The 17,263-nt window shown below is 68.9% G+C and carries 15 protein-coding genes; 11 read left to right on the forward strand and 4 right to left on the reverse strand.

The features are described from left to right. The first annotated feature begins 17 nt into the window (after positions 1–17). From EDC02_RS02300 to EDC02_RS02325, 6 genes are all read left to right on the forward strand, one after another. The gene (locus tag EDC02_RS02300) at positions 18–653 is read left to right on the forward strand and encodes a Uma2 family endonuclease (RefSeq protein WP_158632027.1); all 636 of its coding nucleotides are present in this window, start codon (positions 18–20) and stop codon (positions 651–653) included. Positions 654–780: 127 nt separating this feature from the next. Beyond that, positions 781–1,974, forward strand: coding sequence for a 1-deoxy-D-xylulose-5-phosphate reductoisomerase (gene dxr / locus EDC02_RS02305; protein ID WP_123604417.1), 1,194 nt, complete (start codon positions 781–783; stop codon positions 1,972–1,974). Next, entirely contained in the window at positions 1,974–3,221 is a 1,248-nt protein-coding gene (locus EDC02_RS02310) for an RIP metalloprotease (protein WP_123600516.1), read from the forward strand. The genes dxr and EDC02_RS02310 overlap by 1 nt, the downstream gene beginning before the upstream one ends. A gap of 8 nt (positions 3,222–3,229) precedes the next feature. Next, positions 3,230–4,402, forward strand: a complete 1,173-nt coding sequence (gene ispG, locus EDC02_RS02315; protein WP_123600517.1) for a flavodoxin-dependent (E)-4-hydroxy-3-methylbut-2-enyl-diphosphate synthase — start codon at positions 3,230–3,232, stop codon at positions 4,400–4,402. Between the two features lie 284 nt (positions 4,403–4,686). Then, on the forward strand, positions 4,687–6,846 hold the full coding sequence (locus tag EDC02_RS02320) for a cellulase family glycosylhydrolase (protein ID WP_123600518.1): 2,160 nt from the start codon (positions 4,687–4,689) through the stop codon (positions 6,844–6,846). 115 nt (positions 6,847–6,961) lie between these two features. Beyond that, complete coding sequence (locus EDC02_RS02325) at positions 6,962–7,498, forward strand: DinB family protein (protein WP_199757476.1); 537 nt, start codon at positions 6,962–6,964, stop codon at positions 7,496–7,498. A 43-nt stretch (positions 7,499–7,541) separates the two neighbouring features. On the opposite strand, the gene EDC02_RS02330 is transcribed toward EDC02_RS02325, so the two are convergent. Beyond that, complete coding sequence (locus EDC02_RS02330) at positions 7,542–9,986, reverse strand: low temperature requirement protein A (protein ID WP_123600519.1); 2,445 nt, start codon at positions 9,984–9,986, stop codon at positions 7,542–7,544. 81 nt (positions 9,987–10,067) lie between these two features. Next, complete coding sequence (locus tag EDC02_RS02335) at positions 10,068–10,790, reverse strand: GntR family transcriptional regulator (RefSeq protein WP_123600520.1); 723 nt, start codon at positions 10,788–10,790, stop codon at positions 10,068–10,070. A 259-nt stretch (positions 10,791–11,049) separates the two neighbouring features. Between EDC02_RS02335 and EDC02_RS02340 the strand changes: the two genes are divergently transcribed. Genes EDC02_RS02340 through EDC02_RS02350 form a run of 3 tightly spaced genes read left to right on the forward strand, consistent with a single transcriptional unit; the run spans position 11,050 to position 13,733 of the window. Then, positions 11,050–12,057, forward strand: a complete 1,008-nt coding sequence (locus tag EDC02_RS02340; protein WP_123600521.1) for an ABC transporter substrate-binding protein — start codon at positions 11,050–11,052, stop codon at positions 12,055–12,057. Positions 12,058–12,094: 37 nt separating this feature from the next. After that, positions 12,095–12,877: an ABC transporter permease gene (locus EDC02_RS02345; protein WP_123600522.1), complete on the forward strand. Its 783-nt coding sequence runs from the start codon at positions 12,095–12,097 to the stop codon at positions 12,875–12,877. A 31-nt stretch (positions 12,878–12,908) separates the two neighbouring features. Then, positions 12,909–13,733: an ABC transporter ATP-binding protein gene (locus tag EDC02_RS02350; protein WP_123600523.1), complete on the forward strand. Its 825-nt coding sequence runs from the start codon at positions 12,909–12,911 to the stop codon at positions 13,731–13,733. 141 nt (positions 13,734–13,874) lie between these two features. Here the strand turns inward: EDC02_RS02350 and EDC02_RS02355 are convergent, their stop codons facing one another. Then, positions 13,875–15,560, reverse strand: a complete 1,686-nt coding sequence (locus tag EDC02_RS02355; RefSeq protein WP_123600524.1) for a sodium:solute symporter family protein — start codon at positions 15,558–15,560, stop codon at positions 13,875–13,877. Continuing rightward, the gene (locus tag EDC02_RS02360; protein WP_233605697.1) at positions 15,557–15,889 is read right to left on the reverse strand and encodes a DUF4212 domain-containing protein; all 333 of its coding nucleotides are present in this window, start codon (positions 15,887–15,889) and stop codon (positions 15,557–15,559) included. The genes EDC02_RS02355 and EDC02_RS02360 overlap by 4 nt, the downstream gene beginning before the upstream one ends. A gap of 399 nt (positions 15,890–16,288) precedes the next feature. Here EDC02_RS02360 and EDC02_RS02365 point away from each other — a divergent pair, with 399 nt between their 5' ends. Beyond that, positions 16,289–16,702 (forward strand): hypothetical protein, encoded by a 414-nt coding sequence (locus EDC02_RS02365; RefSeq protein ID WP_123600525.1) that lies wholly within the window; start codon positions 16,289–16,291, stop codon positions 16,700–16,702. A 108-nt stretch (positions 16,703–16,810) separates the two neighbouring features. Then, positions 16,811–17,227, forward strand: coding sequence for a hypothetical protein (locus EDC02_RS02370; protein ID WP_123600526.1), 417 nt, complete (start codon positions 16,811–16,813; stop codon positions 17,225–17,227). Positions 17,228–17,263: the final 36 nt, after the last annotated feature.

A 17,263-nucleotide genomic window follows, 5' to 3' on the forward strand; every position in this document is an offset into this window, starting at 1 on the left:
ATGTCCCGCGGAAAGGGGTGAGCACGTTGGCACAGCCGGCATTCGTGCCCGATCCGGAGCCGCCGCGTGAGCCGTCGTTCGACGTACTCGGCGATTTCGACGAGCCGTGGACCGCGCAGCTCGCCCTTGACCTGTTGCCGGAGACCAATGGTCCCAAGGTCGAGGTTCTCAGCGGGAGCGTGATCGTGACACCACACGCCGGGTATGACCATCAGACGATCGAGCTGGATCTGGCGTACCTGTTGAAGCAGGCAGCTCGCCGGGCGAAGCTCTGGCTGTACCACGAAGTCAACGTCGTCTCGGGCGACGACCTGTACATTCCCGACATCGTGGTGCTCCGCTCACCTGGTGGAGGTCACGTCTCGATGCCCATCTCGGAAGCCGTGCTGCTCGGCGAGATCGTTTCCAAGGGCAACCGGCGCAAGGACGTGATCGACCGACCACGGCAGTACGCCGCAGCCGGTGTGCCCTTCTTTCTCCGGGCGGATTTCCGGAACCGGGTGCCGGCACTGGCGTTGCACGAGCTGAGCGACGGGGAGTACCGGCCGGTGGCGGCGGCCGCGGCCGGGACCACCTTTGTAATGAAGGAGCCGTTCGAGTTTTCCATCGATCCGGCCGATCTGCTCGACGAGGCCGACGACGACGTACGGTGACGCGGTGTCCGCTGCCCCGGCGGCCGGCGCGGATCCGGTGGCCCTGTGGCGACCCGGCGGCGCGCCCGGCGGCCGGGCGGATGCGCCGCTGCGGGACAATGGGCCGGTGACTTCCTCCCCACGGGATATCGTCCTGCTCGGCTCCACCGGCTCGATCGGCACCCAGGCGGTCGACATCGTCGCCCGCAACCCTGACCGGTTCCGGATCGTCGGGCTCGGCGCCGGCGGCGGCAACGTCGAGTTGCTCGCCGTACAGGCACTGCAGTTGCAGGTCGAGGTGGTGGCGGTGGCCCGGGCCTCGGCCGCGCAGGATCTGCAGCTCGCCTTCTACGCCGAGGCGTCCCGGCGCGGCTACCCGACCGGTGGGTTCCGGATCCCGAAGATCCTGGCCGGCCCGTCGGCAATGGCTGAACTCGCCGAGTGGCCGTGCGACGTGGTGCTCAACGGGGTGGACGGCTCCCGGGGGCTGGCCCCGACGTTGGCGGCGTTGCGGGCCGGTCGGACCCTGGCGTTGGCCAACAAGGAGTCGCTGATCGCCGGCGGTCCGATCGTACGGGCGGCGATCCAGCGCCCGGACCAGATCGTCCCGGTGGACTCCGAGCACTCGGCGCTCGCCCAGTGTCTGCGCTCGGGCACCGCCGACGAGGTGCGCAAACTGGTGGTGACGGCGAGCGGCGGCCCGTTCCGGGGGCGGCCGCGTGCCGAACTGACCGAGGCCACTCCGGAGCAGGCGATGGCCCATCCCACCTGGAACATGGGCCCGGTCATCACGATCAACTCGGCGACGCTGGTGAACAAGGGCCTGGAGATCATCGAGGCGCACGAACTGTTCGGCATCCCGTACCCGCGTATCGAGGTGGTGGTCCACCCGCAGTCGGTGATCCACTCGATGGTGGAGTTCGTGGACGGTTCGACGATCGCCCAGGCCAGTCCACCGGACATGCGACTGCCGATCGCGCTGGCCCTGGGCTGGCCGGCCCGGGTGCCGGCGGCGGCCGCCCCGGTCGACTGGACCCGGGCGCAGAGCTGGGAGTTCGCCCCGCTCGACGAGACGGCGTTCCCGGCGGTGGCGCTGGCCAAGCAGGCCGGCGCGGACGGCCGGTGCCGGCCGGCGGTCTACAACGCGGCGAACGAGGAGTGCGTGGCGGCGTTCGTCGCCGGCAGGCTACCGTTCCTCGGCATCGTCGACACGGTGGAGCGGGTGCTGCAGTCGGCACCGGACTTCGGCGAACCGGGTACGGTCGACGATGTGCTCGCTGCGGAATCCTGGGCGCGAGCCCGGGCGCAGGAGCTGATCGGTGCGTCGGCGGAGGGAGCTTGATGGCGTACCTGCTCGGGGTGGTTCTCTTCGCCCTCGCGATTCTCATCTCGGTCAGCCTGCACGAGGCCGGTCACATGGTGACCGCGAAGAAGTTCGGGATGAAGGTGACCCGGTACTTCGTCGGTTTCGGCCCGACCATCTGGTCGTTCCGGCGCGGTGAGACCGAGTACGGACTCAAGGCCATCCCGTTGGGTGGCTTCTGCAAGATCGTCGGCATGACCCCGCAGGACGACGACGTGTCACCCGCCGACGAGTCCCGGGTGATGTGGCGTTTCCCGGTGTGGAAGCGGACCGTGGTGATGTCCGCCGGGTCGGTGACCCACTTCGGGCTGGCGATCGTCGCGCTCTGGCTGGCGGCAGTCTTCATGGGCCTGCCGAACCCGGACTTCCCCGCCACCGAGGAGCAGGCCCGCCAGGAGCCGGCGGTGGTCGCGGTCACCGACTGCGTGGTGGTCGAGTACGTGGCCCGCGCCTGCGAGGCCGGCGACCCGGCCAGCCCGGCCGCGCAGGCGGGCCTGCGTGACGGTGACCGGATCCTCGCGGTGAGCGGCACCCCGGTCGACACCTGGGGTGACATGCTGCAGGCGATCCGGGGTGCCGATCCGGGGCCGGCGACCGTCCGCTACGAGCGGGACGGGACGACCGGCACCGTCGAGGCGGAGCTCGCCGCCGTGCAGCGCCCCGAGCTGGGCACCGACGAAGGCCCGCTGAGCACGGTCGCCGCGCTCGGCGTCGGGCTGCGGATCGAGAAGCCGGGCATGGTGACGTACGGGCCGATCGAGGCGTTCGGCGCGACCGGCGACTACCTGCGCCAGATGGCGGTCGGCACGGTCGAGGCGATGATGCGGATCCCGGAGAAGATCCCGGCGCTGTGGGCGTCGATCACCGGCGCGGAGCGCGACATCGACACCCCGATCAGCGTGGTCGGCGCCAGCCGGCTCGGCGGGGAGGCGGTGGCCAACGACGCGTGGGAGCTGTTCGTGCTGCTGTTCATCTCGCTGAACTTCTTCGTCGGGGTGTTCAACCTGCTGCCGCTGCTGCCACTGGACGGCGGGCACATCGCGATCGCCTGGTTCGAGAAGGCTCGGTCCTGGCTGTACGCGGTGCTTGGCCGGCCCGATCCGGGGCGGGTCGACTATTTCAAACTGATGCCAGTCACGTACGCGGTTCTGCTGATCGGTGGCGCGTTCACGCTGCTGACCATCACCGCGGACGTGGTCAACCCGATCACGCTGTTCTCGAGGTGAGTTGAGAAGTGACCGCTGTCAGTCTGGGCATGCCCGCAGTGCCGCCGCCGCCGTTGGCGCCGCGCCGGGTCAGCCGGCAGATCATGGTCGGTCCGGTGCCGGTGGGTGGCGGTGCGCCGGTCTCCGTACAGTCGATGACCACCACGGTGACCTCGGATGTCAACGCCACGCTGCAGCAGATCGCCGAGCTGACCGCGTCCGGCTGCCAGATCGTGCGGGTCGCCGTGCCGTCGCAGGACGACGCGGACGCGTTGCCGACGATCGCCCGCAAGTCGCAGATCCCGGTGATCGCCGACATCCATTTCCAGCCGAAGTACGTCTTCGCGGCGATCGACGCCGGCTGCGCGGCGGTGCGGGTCAACCCGGGCAACATCCGGCAGTTCGACGACAAGGTTGCCGAGATCGCCAAGGCGGCGTCGGCGGCCGGGACGCCGATCCGGATCGGCGTCAACGCCGGTTCGCTGGACAAGCGGTTGCTGGCCAAGCACGGCAAGGCGACCGCCGAGGCACTGGTCGAGTCGGCGCTGTGGGAGTGCTCGCTGTTCGAGGAGCACGACTTCCGGGACATCAAGATCTCGGTCAAGCACAACGACCCGGTGGTGATGATCCGGGCGTACCGGTTGCTGGCGCAGCAGTGCGACTACCCGCTGCACCTCGGGGTGACCGAGGCCGGCCCGGCGTTCCAGGGCACGGTCAAGTCGGCGGTGGCGTTCGGCGCGCTGCTGGCCGAGGGGATCGGCGACACCATCCGGGTGTCACTGTCCGCGCCGCCGGTGGAGGAGATCAAGGTCGGTACGGCGATCCTGGAGTCGCTCGGGTTGCGTGAGCGTGGCCTGGAGATCGTTTCCTGCCCGTCCTGTGGACGGGCGCAGGTGGACGTGTACACCCTCGCCGACCAGGTGACCGCCGCGCTGGACGGGTTCCCGGCACCGTTGCGGGTGGCGGTGATGGGTTGCGTGGTGAACGGGCCGGGTGAGGCACGGGAGGCCGATCTCGGGGTGGCGTCCGGCAACGGCAAGGGCCAGATCTTCGTCAAGGGCGAAGTGATCAAGACGGTGCCGGAGTCGCAGATCGTGGAGACCCTGGTGGAGGAGGCGCTGCGGATCGCCGACGAGATGGGCGCCGAGTTGCCGGCGGAGATGCGTGACCTTCTCCCCGGGCCGACGGTCACGGTGCACTGAGGCGTGACGCGCGCCGGCCCGGGGCCGGTTGTTGTTTCTGATCCCGCTGGCGGACGTCGAATCCGCCAGCGGGATCTTCTGTGCTGGTCAGGGGGCCTATACGGGTATCGGCTGGTCGGCCGGGGCAGGCCACCGCCCGGTGTTCACATCGGCCTGCGCCGATTGACAAAGTTTAGACTCCCGACTTAGTCTGCGGCCACTTCGCTGGTGCTGGCTGCTCGTTGCGACCGCCGGTGCCCGTCCCTCCGTGCCTGACCCGCAGGCACCCCACGGCGAGGAGCGACATGACTCAACAGACAACGACGGCTCGCGGCAGACGGTGGCGTGCCGGCCTGATCGCCGGCGGTGTGACCGCCGCACTGGTCGGCGGTAGCGTCGCCGTCGCGGCCAGCGCGCACGCGGCTGCCGGCTGCCGGGTGGTCTACTCGGCACCCGCCCAGTGGCCCGGCGGCTTCACCGCCAACGTCAACGTCACCAACCTGGGCGACCCGATCAACGGTTGGCAGCTGACCTGGGCCTTCCCGTCCGGACAGCAGGTCACCCAGGCATGGAACGCCACCGTCACCAGCTCGGGTAGCCAGGTCACCGCGACCAACGTCAGCTACAACGCTGACCTCGGCACCAACGCGACCGTCTCGTTCGGCTTCAACGGTTCCTGGTCGGGCAGCAACACCGCGCCGACGTCGTTCGCGCTCAACGGTGTCACCTGCACCGGCAGCGTCGGACCCACCACGCCGCCACCGACCGACCCGCCGTCGCCGACGGTGCCGCCGACCACCGCACCGCCGACCACCGCGCCGCCGTCCCCGACGCCGACCGCGACCCCGCGTCCGCCGGGCGACCCGCAGGACGTCGTCGACGCGATGCAGCCGGGCTGGAACCTGGGCAACACCCTCGACGCGACCGGCGACAACGTCGGCGGCAGCGGCGAGACCTCATGGGGCAACCCGCTGGTCACCCGGGACCTGATCCGCACCATCAAGTCGCAGGGCTTCAACAGCATCCGGATCCCGACGACCTGGACGCACCACCACGGTGGCGCACCCAACTACACCATCGACCCCAGCAGGCTCGCCCGGGTGAAGCAGATCGTCGACTGGGCCCTCGCCGAGGACCTGTACGTGATGATCAACCTGCACCACGACTCGTGGCAGTGGATCAACACGATGCCCAGCAACCGCACCGGCGTCCTGGCCCGCTACTCGGCGCTGTGGACCCAGCTGGCCGACACCTTCCGGGACTCGTCGCCGAAGCTGCACTTCGAGAGCGTCAACGAGCCACAGTTCAGCAACAGCTCCGGCGACGCGCAGAACGCCCAGCTGCTCGACGAGCTGAACCGCAGGTTCCACCAGATCGTCCGGGACTCCGGCGGCAACAACGCCACCCGGATTCTCATCCTGCCGACCCTGCACACCTCGTCCGACCAGGCCCGGCTCGACGAGCTCGCCAGCACGTTCACCGCGCTGGACGACCCCAACCTGATCGCCACGGTGCACTACTACGGGTACTGGCCGTTCAGCGTCAACGTCGCGGGCGGCTACCGGTTCGACGCCACCGCCCAGCAGGACGTGATCGACTCGCTCAACCGGGTACAGAACACCTTCGTCTCCCGGGGCATCCCGGTCGTCATCGGCGAGTTCGGTCTGCTCGGCTTCGACCGGCACACCGGCACCATCCAGCAGGGCGAGAAGCTGAAGTTCTTCGAGTTCTTCGGCTACCACACCCGGACCCGAGGCATCGCCACCCAGCTGTGGGACAACGGCCAGCACCTCGGCCGGACCAGTTTCCAGTGGAGTGACCCGGAGCTGATCGCCCAGATCAAGTCGGCCTGGACCACCCGTTCCGGCACCGCGGCCAGCGACATGATCTTCGTGCCGCGGACCGGCGGCGTCACCGCCAAGACCCTCGCGTTGAACCTCAACGGGCTGACCTTCCAGGGGCTGCGGCAGGGCAGCACCGAACTGGTCCGGGGGACCGACTACACGGTCAGCGGCAACCAGTTGACGCTGCCCGCGTCCACCGTCACCCGCCTGGTCGGCAACCGGGCGTACGGGGTGAACGCCACCCTGCACGCCCGCTTTTCGTCCGGCGTGCCATGGCGGATCAACATCATCTCGTCCGATCCGCCGGTACTGGCCAACGCGAGCGGCACCACTTCCTCGTTCGACATCCCGACGACCTTCCGTGGTGATCAACTGGCCACCATGGAGGCGCGGTACGCGGACGGTTCCAACGCCGGCCCGCACAACTGGACGTCGTACAAGGAGTTCGACGTCACCTTCCGTCCGAACTACGCCGCGAACACCATCACTTTGACGTCGGACTTCTTCGCCGAGGTCAACGACGGCTCCCCGGTGACGCTCACCTTCCACTTCTGGAGCGGCACGACGGTCACCTACACCGTCGTGCGTAACGGCTCGGCGGTGACCGGCACCACCTCGTAACATCCCTCCGGTACCCGGTGGGTGCCGCCGACACCCGGCGGCACCCACCGGCCCGGCACCCAGCAGAGCCGGAATTCGCTGGCCGTACCGAAGCAGTCCGTCGATGATGGCCGACATGACGATCGACATGTTCACCGATCCGGACGCCGACCCCCGAACCGATCCGCCGGTGCTCGGCGACGAGCGGGCCACCCTTACCGGGTTCCTCGACTGGCACCGCCGGACCCTGGAGCTCAAGTGCGGCGCACTCGACCCACAGCAGTTGGCCCGGCGGTCGGTGCCGCCGTCGGCGCTGTCGCTGCTCGGTCTGGTCCGGCACCTCGCCGATGTGGAACGGTACTGGTTCCGGCAGGTGATGGCCGGCGAGGACGCGCCGCCCCGCTTCTACTCCGAGGCCGCGCCCAACGACGACTTCGACGCTGCCGTCGCAGACCCGGCGGCGGTTACCCAGGCGTGGAAGGCGTGGCGGGAGGAGGTCGAGTACGCCCGGCGTTTCGTCGCCGACGCCGCCGGACTGGACGTCACCGGCTCGGGCCGGCGTGGCCCGATTTCGCTGCGCTGGGTGCTGACCCACATGATCGAGGAGTACGCCCGGCACAACGGCCACGCCGACCTGTTGCGGGAATGCGTCGACGGGGCGGTCGGCCAGTAGAGGTCGCCGGTCCACGGCCGACCGCCCGTCGAAGGACAGCGGGTCAGCGGGTCGGCGGGGGCGGCCGGGTCCGCAGATCGCCGACCCGCAGGAACTCGGCAGCCGCCGAGATCAGCCCGAACACGGTCAGCGCAGGCAGCGTCCAGACGGCGGGCAGTGCGGCGGTCGGGAACGCCAGCACGATGACCACGACGGCGCTGACGATTCGGTACCAGCTGAGCGCGCGCCAGGTCCGCCACCAGTACACCTGGTTGGCGAGCAGATAGAACCCCACCCCCCAGTAGAAGGCGTAGTGGCCGAACCGGATGCCGGTCTCATCGTGCGGCACGACGGCCTGATGCAGGCCGTACGCGATCAGGATGATGCAGGCGACCATCGGCAGGTGCAGGTAGGTGAACCCGTCCCGGGCGAGTTTGGCCCGGTCGACGCCGGCCCGCGCCTCCAGGGCGAGGCGGGCCGAGTCGATCGTGGTGAAGTACGGCCACCAGAGAGCGCCGACGGCGACCGCCGCCGTGACGACGATGACCATGACGGTGGTGGAGACCGGCTGGTCCGCGACGGCCAGACCGACCGAGATGATCGTCTCGCCGAACGCGATCAGCATGATCAGCGCGTACCGGTCCACCCAGTGCCGGGTGGAGCGGGGCCGCCAGGAGTCCACCCCGGTGGGGTAGCTGCCGGCGAGTTGGATGGTGAGCGCGGCGACCCAGAGCAGCGTGACGGCCGGGGTCCCGGCCAGCCGGTCGGACGTCGCCAACTCCACCACGGCGAACCCGGCGAGCAGCAGCAATGCGGCCGTGGACGGGACGGCGTTCTGCCGTGCGAGCGCCCGGAGCACCGGCTCGGTGCGCGACGCCTGCAGGATCAGCACGGTCTGCATGAGCTGGGCGGCGAGATAGCAGGCGACGATGATCAGCGAACCGGGCAGACTGCCCGGGGCCGGCTCGAACGCCTGCGGGGTGGCGATGCCGATCACCAGGATCGAGGCGGCGATGCCGACCGTGGTGAACCGGACCAGGACCGTCTCGTTGCGGACCGCGTTGGTGAGCCAGGAGTAGGAGGTCCAGGCCCACCACAGCAGCGCCAGCAGGGTCAGCCCTCGGACGATGCCCAAAGCCGAGGCGTTACGGGTCATCAGCGTGGTGACCTGAATGAACGCGAAGACGAAGACCAGGTCGAGGAAGAGCTCCCGGGGGGTGACCCCGTGTAGCCGGGACGTCTCGGACTCGGCCAGCCGGTGCAGTTGAGTGTGCCGGCGGTGGAACAGTGTCCGGTCGGCGATCAGCATCGCCACGACACCGACGGCCAGCAGTGCCAACGCGCCCAACGCCGAGACCTGAGTGGCTACCGGGAGCAAGCCCAGCAGCAGGGCGATACCGAGGATCGGGCTGCGGCCGAGCAGGCGTCCGGACAGCCATTCGAAGGCGACCAGCGCCAGCAGATAGAGCAGCACCCCGCCGTACATGATGACCACCTCGGCGGTGGTCCAGGGGTGTTCGGAGCCGCCGGGCATGGTGATGATCGCATGCTTGAGCCCGAGGGCGAAGAAGATCAGCCCACCGATCATCGGCAGGTGCAGGCCGCTGTACACGTCCCGGGCCATCCGGGTCTGGTCGACGCCGGATCGCCGGGAGAGAGCATGTTCGGCGAGGATCTTGGCGAGGTCGAAGTAGGTCCACCACAGGGCGGAGACGACGACCAGGCCGAGCGTGGCGGCGGCGAGCAACGGCCAGGTGACCTGGATGTCGGCACCGACCCCACCGCCCGTGCCGATCGAAATGATCGTCTCGCCGAGCGCGATCAGGACGATCAGCGCGTGCCGTTCGGCCAGGTGCCACGGGGAGACGATCTGCCAGCTGCCCCGGCCGACCGCGGTCAGCACCACGAAGTCGATGGCCAGGGCCAGGGCAAACAGCACCAGCCGTACCAGGTCGGCGTCGAACCGGGCCGGTAGGTGCGGCGGCAGCAGCGCGGAGGTCAGCAGCACCGACGCGGACGCGGCGAGCGTCAACCAGGCGATCGCGGCCGGCCGTCGGCCGGCCGGACCTTCCGACCAGCGGGACCGGGTGAGGACCGCGAGCACGCTGACCCGGATCGCCAGGTAGCCGACCACCACGATGACCGGTCCGGGCAGTCTGCCCGGCAGGTCGACGAACGTCTCTGGTACGGATACGCCGATCACCAGCAGGACGGTGGCGATGCAGGCCGCCATCAGTGGCATGCCGCCCCGGTCCAGGTGGACGACGTTGCCGAGCCAGACGAACGGGGTCCAGCAGTGCCAGAGCAGCAGGATCACCAGAACCCCGCGGAGCATGCCGACCGCAGTCAGATCGGCCGCCATCAAGTTGGTGACCTTCAGAAAAGCGAACACGAAGAACAGGTCGACGAACAGCTCCATCCAGCTGACGTCGCCGGCGACCAGCGGATTCCGGCGCACCAGGCGGAGACCGCCGGCGGTCGGATGCGGGTGCGGGCTGTCGTCGTGCACGCCCCAACTCTGGCAACCAGCGCCCCGCACCGGAGCAGATCGCCGGAACCTCGACCGCCGGGCCGGTTCCGCCCGACCTGGTCAGCCGGGCGCCGTAGCGGGTGTGCCGCGTAGCGCCCGGAGCACGTCGGCGCGGGTGTGAAACACGTGGTCGTGGGCGATGCGTCCGGCGGTGGCCGCATCGCGCCGACGAATCGCGTCGACCATCTCGCCGTGTTCACGGAGCGAGTCGTCCCGGCGTTGCGGCGCAACGGTGGCGAAGTAGAACCGGGTCCGGATGCTGAGGGTCCGGACGAAGTCGATCAGGAACTGGTTCTGGGCACACTCGGCGACCGCTACGTGGAACACGGCGTTGATCTCGCCGAGAGCGAACGGATCGACGGCCGCCCGCTGCCGGCTGAGGATGCCGTCGAGCTGGTCCAACTGGGCCGAGGTACGTCGTTCGGCGGCGAGCACGGCGGCGTGTGACTCCAGCTGCAGACGTAGCTCGAACAGGTCGGCGAGTTCCTGTTCGGTGCGGGCCCGAACGAATGCGCCGAGGTGGGGGCGGGTGTCGATCCAGCCGGCGGCGTGCAGCGACCGGAGCGCCTCGCGGACCGGGATGTGGCTGACGCCGAGTTGTTTGGCCAGCGCCTCGGCGTTCAAATGGGTGCCGGGTGCCAGGACCCCGGCCAGGATCGCTTCTTCCAGCAGGTCCCGTACCTGGTCCCCGGTGTGTCCGGCCCGCTCGGTGCGGCGCAACGGGGGCAACGCGGCTATCCCGCCCGGCTCCGCGTGTCCGCCCGGTTCCACGTCAACGGTCACGGATGCTCCTCACGGCTGTGGGCCCCGTCGGGCGCCCAGTGCTACCCGAACCCTATAGGAACATCCGGAGCTGCCTCACTCGGTCGGTCCGAGATCGTCCCGGCGCTCCGGTCCCTCGCCCCCGCACCTCGGCCCCTCGCTCCGTGTTCTGACCCCTCGAACCGAGGTCTGACCGGCCCGTAATGGGGTCGATACCTTGCGGAAACACCTCGGCCGTCCTATAGGACGCAACAAGTTGCCTGATGATTGGGGAGCCGATATGCGCCTCTGGACACCCGTACCCCGGCGACTGGCGTTGGTCGCGGCGGCCCTCCTCGCGCTCACCGCCTGCGGTGACGGCGGCGGCGGTACGGCCGGCGGGCCGGTCGATCCGGCCGACCTTGTCGCGCTCGAGGGCGAACAACGAAGCGTCACGGTCGGGGTGCTGCGCCAGCCGCACCTGTCCCATCCGCTGTTCTACGACCGGTTCCTTCCGGAGAACGTCACCCTGGACATCGTCCCGTTCGCCAACTCCACCGAGATCAAGAATGCGGTGGTCAGTGGGGATCTCACGTTCGGCGTCACCGGCATCACCGCCGCGCTGCAGGGGGCGGCGAACGCCGAGCCGGTCGTGGTGGTCGCCGCGGCGGCCGACGGCGGCTCGGCGATCGTCGCTGGCGAGGAGTCCGGCATCGGCGACGTCGCCGACCTGCGGGGCAAGCGGATCGGCTACGTACCCGGGTCGGCCCAGGACATCCTGCTGCGGCTCACCCTCACCGACGCCGGTATCGACCCGGCGACCGACGTCGACCTGGTCAACGTGCAGTTCGCCGACATGCCGGCGGCGCTGGCCCGGGGCGACATCGACGCGTTCTCCGGTGCCGAGACCGGTCCGTCGGATGCCCTGGTGCGGGGCGGATCAGTGGTGGTGACCAAGCCGTACGACACCGCCATGGGCAAGATCAACATCATCATGGCGACCAGTGAGTCGGTGATCGCCGCCGATCCCGAGCTGGTTCAGGCCATGGTCGAGGTGCACGCCAGGGCGACCGAATACATGCGCGACAACCCGGACGTCTGGGCCGAGGCCGTCGTCGACAAGTACGGATTCAGCGCCGAGTCCCTCGAACTCGCCGTGCCCAACATCGAGCTGCGCTGGCAGATCGACGACGACTACCAGGCACAGACCCGGGTCCTCGGCGAGCAGCAGTTCGAGCTCGACCAGATCCAGGGCGAGCCCGACTACGAGCGCTTCATCGACCCGTCGTTCGTGCAGGAGCTGATGTGAGTACCGGGCAACGACCGAACAGCACTGGAGGCAACTCGTGAACCAGCTGCGGAACTGGCGTACCGTCGCGCTGGCGATCCCCGTACCGGTGCTGTTGCTGATTTTCTGGGAACTCGTGGTGCGCGGTGACCTGGTGGCCAACCTGCCCGGCCCGGTGGAGGTCTTCACCCAGTTCGGCGAACTCCTCGGTGGTCGGCTCGCCTTCGACGCCCCGCTGGGTGAGCACATCTGGCAGAGCGCCCGCCGAGTCCTCACCGGCTTCGGCATCGCCTGCCTGATCGCCGTACCGCTGGGCGTTCTGATGGGACGGTCACCGCGACTCTCGTCGCTGCTCGACCCCACCGTCAACCTGCTGCGACCGATTCCGGTCACCGCGTGGGCGCCGCTGATGGTGGTGATCGTCGGCATCGGCTCGAAGAGCGCCATCGTCCTGATCGTGATCGCGACGTTCTACCCGGTGCTGCTGAACACGATCGCCGGGGTACGGAACGTGCCGCCGCGACTGCTGGAGGCGGCCGCGATGCTCGGCACCGCCCGACACCGGGTGCTCTGGCAGGTGGTGCTTCCGGCGGCCCTGCCCAGCGTCTTCGCCGGCATGCGGATCGGGCTCGGGTTCGCCTGGGTGATCGTGGTCGTCGGTGAGACTGTCGGCGTCCAGACCGGACTCGGCGCCCTGATCACCCAGGCCTGGCAGGTCAGCCGGACCGATCTGATCATCACCGGGATGCTGGTCATCGGACTTGCCGGGTTCCTGTCCGACAAGGGCATGTCCGCACTGTGGCGGCTGGCCCTGCGCAACCGGCCGCTGGGCAGCAGCTGAGCCGGCCATCCACCAGCAACGAGGAGGAACCATGCCGACAGCCACCGACCCGGTGACCGCGCCGGTCACCACGGCGGTCTCCTGCCGAGGACTCGGCAAGACGTACCCCGGTAGCCGCGGCCGAACGGTCGAAGCCCTGCGGGACATCGACCTGGACATCGCCGAGGGCGAGTTCGTCTGCATCGTCGGTGCCAGCGGCTGCGGCAAGAGCACGCTGCTGCGGCTGGTCGCTGGCTTCGAGCCGGTCACCGCCGGGTCGCTCACCGTACGCGACCGGCCGGTCCGGGCTCCGGGACCCGACCGGGGAGTGGTCTTCCAGGACTACGGGCTTTTCCCCTGGCTGACGGTAGCCGGCAACATCGGGTACGGCCCTCGGCAACGCGGTGTCAGCCGCGCCGAGACCCGCCGCGTCGTCGAACGCTACTTGGAGCTGGTGCAGCTGGGGAAGTTCGCCGACCGGTTCCCCCACCAGCTCTCCGGCGGGATGCAGCAGCGGGTGGCGATCGCCCGGGTGCTCGCCAACGATCCGGCCGTGCTGCTGATGGACGAGCCGTTCGGCGCGCTCGACTCGCTCACCCGGGAGAAACTTCAGCTGTCGTTGCTGCAGATCTGGCAACAGGTCCGGTCCACCGTGCTGTTCATCACCCACAGCGTGGAGGAAGCGGTACTGCTCGCCGACCGGGTGGTGGTGATGAGCGGCGGCCCCAACCACGGCGTACCCGGCCATGTCGCCGAGGTCAGCTCGATCGACCTGCCGCAACCGCGGGACGTCACCTCACCGGAGTTCAACCAGATGAAGCGGCACCTGCTCGACGTGGTGCATCGGGAGGTCGCGGCCGGCGCCGCCGAAACCTGACGCCCGCACCGGAACTGACGGCCAGACCGGCCGGAGGGCCGGCCACCCGCCCGCCGGTCGAGCCTGGCCGGAGGGCGGGCCCCGACGTCGTTGTCGGGGCCCGCCCTCCGGGGCTGTCCGGGATCGGAAAGACGGTCCGGATCAGGCCGAGTCGCCGGTGGAGCCGGCCGGCACGGTGCGGCGGGCAGCCGGGTAACGGATGCTCTCCACCATCTCGGAGATCTCCTCCGGCGGCGGTGCCGTCATCTTCGACACGACGATCGTGACGATGAAGTTGACGATCGCACCGATGGTGCCGATGGCCTCCGGGCTGATGTCGAAGATGTGCGGGTTCGCCGAAGTGCCGAACACCTCCAATGTGTAGATCATGTACGTGGCGGTGAACGCCATACCGGACACCATGCCGGCCGCGGCACCGGTCGCGTTACATCGTTTCCAGAAGATGCCGAGCACGATGATCGGGAAGAAGCTCGCGGCGGCGAGACCGAACGCGAACGCCACCACCTGGGCCACGAACGCCGGCGGGTTGATACCGGCGTAGACCGCGATCAGTACCGCCAGGCCCATGGCGATCCGGCCGGCGAGCAGTCGCTGCTTGTCCGTCGAGTCCCGCTTCACCCGGCGGAAGTACAGGTCGTGCGAGAACGACGAGGAGATGACCAGCAGCAGACCGGCGGCGGTCGACATCGCGGCCGCCATGCCGCCGGCGGCCACCAGACCGACGATCGGTGCCGGCAGGCCGGCGATCTCCGGACTGGCCAGCACCAGGATGTCGTTGTTGACGATCAGGTCGGCCCCGGACGTCGGGCTGTTGCTGACCGTCTGGATCGTCTGCGCGTTCTCGTTTACCGAGACCAGCCCGGTCGCCGCCCAGTTCTCGATCCATCTGGGCAACGAGTCCGCCGCTACGCCGTTGACGTCCTGCAGCAGGTTCAGCTTGGTGAACGCGCCCACCGCCGGAGCGGTGGTGTAGAGCAGCGCGATGAAGAACAGCGCCCAGAACGCCGAGTAGCGGGCGCCCCGGACGGTCTTCGTCGTGTAGAACCGGATTATGACGTGCGGAAGACCGGCGGTACCGATCATCAGTGACATCGTCACCAGGAACACGTCGATCTGCGGTCTGGCGGAGAACGCCTCGGTGAACTGGCTCAGCCCCATCTGGGTGCTGAGTGCGTTGAGTTCGCCGAGAATCTGACCGAAGGTGACCTGCGGGATCGGCAGTCCGGTCATCTGCTGTGCCACCGCGATCGCCGGGATCAGGTAGGCGATGATGAGCACCGTGTACTGCGACACCTGGGTCCAGGTGATGCCCTTCATGCCACCGAGCACCGCGTACGCGAAGATGATCAGCGCCGCGACGATGACACCGCCGGTGATGTCCAGCCCGAGGAACCGGCTGAACACGATGCCGCCGCCGCGCATCTGTCCGACGACGTACGTGAAGGAGATGATGATCGCGGCCACGGCGGCGATCGTCCGTACGGTCTCCGAGTAGCGGTCGCCGACGAACTCCGGGACCGTGAACTTGCCCCACTTACGCAGGTAGGGGGCGATGAGCAGAGCCAGCAGTACGTAGCCGCCGGTCCAGCCCATCAGGTAGATGGAACCGTCCGAACCGAGGAACGCGATCAGACCGGCCATCGAGATGAACGACGCGGCCGACATCCAGTCGGCGGCGACGGCCGCACCGTTGGCGACGGTCGGGATTCCCTGACCGGCCACGTAGAAGCCGGTTGTTTCCTTGACCCGGCTGCGCCAGGCGATGCCGAGGTAGAGAGCGAAGGTGAGGATGATGAAGCCGAGCGTCCAGCCCTGGATCTGGGTCACTTCTCTCCCCCTTCCGCCTGTCGCTCACTGACACCGAACTGGTCGTCCATCCGGTCCATCATCTTGGCGTAGACCAGAATCAGAATCACAAACGTGTAGATCGATCCCTGCTGGGCGAACCAGAACCCCAGTGGGAAACCGAGAATCTCGATGTTGTTCAACGGCTGGATCAGCAGGATTCCGAAGACGAACGAGACGACGAACCAGATGGCGAGCAGGATGACCATGAGGCGCAGATTCTTGCGCCAGTACTCCTGGCGCCAGCCGTTGTCCGGTGGCGACGTCGTCGGTGGCGGTTCCCCGCCACCGGCGTTCTTATCGGGGGTCACGTCAGTCACTGTGGGGCCTCCTAGTCGTTATGGGAACGGCAGGTGACGGGCCATGGCGGGCGACCTGCCGGTCGCCGCGCCGCAGCTGTGCCGCTGTCCGATCCGCACCTCCGCGCTGGTCGGTCGAGACCGCCGACGGCTTGTGCGGTCGGTCACACCCTTAATCTGGGAAGAGAACGTGACCCGGCCCGGACAGGCAATAGTTGATCTGCCTTACGCCGGGTTGGGGCGGTGAACGGTCTACCTGGGCCTGCGAGCGGTCGGCAGGTGTGGACGAGCGGAGGAGCGTCGCCCGGTTCGCACGTTTTGTGGTGACTATCTGGCCGTCCAGCGGCCCCGCCCGACCACTCACCGATTGCCGGCTGGGTCACACCAGGGTTCCCGGCCTAGCATCCGGACATGGCTGACACCGCATCCACCGCCGCCCCTGCCCGTCGGCGCATCCTGCACGCCGGCAGCCTCGGCATGATCGTCGGCGGCCTGCTCGCGCTGGTCGGCTCATTGCTCCCCTGGGTGATCACCCCGTTCGGGTCGCTCTCCGGCACCGCCGGTCCCGGCCTGTGGACGCTGTCCGCCGGCTTCATCGCCGTCGCGGGCGCGCTGCTGCCGTACCGCAAGGTGGCCATCGCGCACGCCCTGCTGCCCGGGCTGGCGGTCGCCGTCATCATCGGCTGGCAGGCCGCCCGGCTGATCTACCTGAGCTCGACCACCGACAGCTGGGGGCAGCTGATGCCCGGCATCGGGATGGTCATGGTGGCTGGCGCCGCGGTCGTACTGCTGCGTACCGCGATCCGGCTGATCTCGATCCGCTGACGACCCGGTCGGCCGGCCACCGGCTGGCCGCTGAGCAGCGACGGAAGACCGGCGGCGGGCGACCGAACGTACGGTGTTGATCTCCGTCGGAGCTGGGAGACTGAGCCGGTGACCTACCCCAACCCCTACCAGTCGGGGCCGCAGCAGCCGATGCCGGCCTCCGGGCAGCCGTACCAGGGGCAGCCGTACCAGGGGCAGCCGTACCAGCCGGGCGGCTACGCCCCCGTTCCGGGCCAGGGCCCGGCGGTGCCGAAGTCCGCTGGCGCGGCCGTGGCCCTGGAACTGGTGCCCGGCCTGTTCGGGATCTTCGGCATCGGCAACATCTACGCCGGCAAGATGGCGACCGGCATCGTGCTGATGGTCTCGTTCTGGGTGTTCTTCTGGATCAACGTCCTGCTCACGTTCATCGTGATCGGCTGGATCACCCTGCCGATGACCTGGGTGGCCTATCTGGTGGCCGGCCCGGTCCTGGCGCTGCGGGCGACCGAGAGGTACAACTCGCAGCTGCTGTCCGGCCACCGCTGACCGGCGGCGGGAAACCGCCGCCGGTCAGTCGCCGGT

Source organism: Micromonospora sp. Llam0, assembly GCF_003751085.1.
GTDB lineage: Bacteria > Actinomycetota > Actinomycetes > Mycobacteriales > Micromonosporaceae > Micromonospora_E.

Excerpts from the sequence above, each read along its gene's own strand:
- EDC02_RS02310 (WP_123600516.1), top strand. The coding sequence starts at position 1,974 with ATGGCGTACCTGCTCGGGGTGGTTCTCTTCGCCCTCGCGATTCTCATC.
- EDC02_RS02320 (WP_123600518.1), top strand. The coding sequence starts at position 4,687 with ATGACTCAACAGACAACGACGGCTCGCGGCAGACGGTGGCGTGCCGGC.
- EDC02_RS02325 (WP_199757476.1), top strand. The coding sequence starts at position 6,962 with ATGACGATCGACATGTTCACCGATCCGGACGCCGACCCCCGAACCGAT.
- EDC02_RS02340 (WP_123600521.1), top strand. The coding sequence starts at position 11,050 with ATGCGCCTCTGGACACCCGTACCCCGGCGACTGGCGTTGGTCGCGGCG.
- EDC02_RS02350 (WP_123600523.1), top strand. The coding sequence starts at position 12,909 with ATGCCGACAGCCACCGACCCGGTGACCGCGCCGGTCACCACGGCGGTC.
- EDC02_RS02365 (WP_123600525.1), top strand. The coding sequence starts at position 16,289 with ATGGCTGACACCGCATCCACCGCCGCCCCTGCCCGTCGGCGCATCCTG.